Source organism: Bartonella capreoli (assembly GCF_902813205.1).
Classification (GTDB): Bacteria; Pseudomonadota; Alphaproteobacteria; order Rhizobiales; family Rhizobiaceae; genus Bartonella; species Bartonella schoenbuchensis.
Genome location: NZ_CADDZX010000118.1, coordinates 1 through 549 on the forward strand (window position 1 = coordinate 1; position 549 = coordinate 549).

Annotated in this window: 1 pseudogene; it reads right to left on the reverse strand. The window is 39.5% G+C overall.

Features of this window, described 5'->3' with window-relative positions:
- A pseudogene (locus J7R05_RS07620) lies at positions 1-549 on the reverse strand (dual-specificity RNA methyltransferase RlmN); the annotation flags it as partial.

Here is a 549-nt window from a genome sequence, read left to right on the forward strand (position 1 = left end):
TACGACAAGCGTCCATTAACAGAGTAAGCGGATATTTTTTTTTGATTGGTACCAATATATCTCGTCATGCATCATGCACAGCATTAAGAGAGATTGCTAACATAACTCCAATTTCTTTTCTGGCTCGTTTAATTTCAGGAACTACTCCACTTGTTAAAATTGTGATTTCCCGTTTCGATAAAGAAATTCCATCACCATCAGATGCATTTAATAAAGCTTTTTTGACTGCATCAAAATTATAAAGTGGCTCTCCCATTCCCATCATAACGATATTGGTGATTTTGCGCCCTTCAACGGGAACAATTGCTCCATCCGGAGTATTCCTATCAGGAAAATCACCGAGACAATCACGCGCAATCAATAATTGTGCTAAAATCTCCTCTGCTGTTAGATTACGAACAAGTACTTGCGTTCCCGTATGACAAAAAGAACAAGTTAATGTACACCCAACCTGCGATGAAAGACATAACGTACCACGCCCTTCTTCAGGTATATAAACCGTTTCAATTTCCACAGGTCTTCCAGCCCCACGTGCTGGAAAACGTAAAA